This is a genomic window from Domibacillus sp. F004 (genome assembly GCF_057814295.1).
The window spans coordinates 1-301 of the sequence record NZ_JBVATB010000045.1 but is presented as its reverse complement, the minus strand read 5'-3'; the positions used below and the strand labels follow the sequence as shown (position 1 = coordinate 301).

Here is a 301-nt window from a genome sequence, read left to right as displayed (position 1 = left end):
CCCGTGAGCCGGGTGGCCGACTTCCCACCACCTGGCCGGTCACCATGGACGACGTGCCGGTGCTCGAGGTGACCCCCGTCAACGGTGTCCTCCGCTACGACGAGGGCATCCACATCGGCTACCGCGCCTGGCTCCGCGCGGACACCCCACCGGCGTATCCCTTCGGGCACGGCCTCGGCTACACGACATGGGACCTGATCAGCGTGACAACCGACGGTTTCACCGGCGATCGTGCCGCGCTCCGTGTGCGCGTCGCCAACACAGGCGAGCGAGCCGGCAAGCACGTCGTGCAGGTGTATGC

At 69.1% G+C, this 301-nt stretch carries 1 pseudogene; it reads left to right on the top strand.

What is annotated here, in order from left to right:
* Positions 1–44: 44 nt before the first annotated feature.
* Positions 45–301: pseudogene (locus ACZYRN_RS19360) on the top strand (beta-glucosidase); the annotation flags it as partial.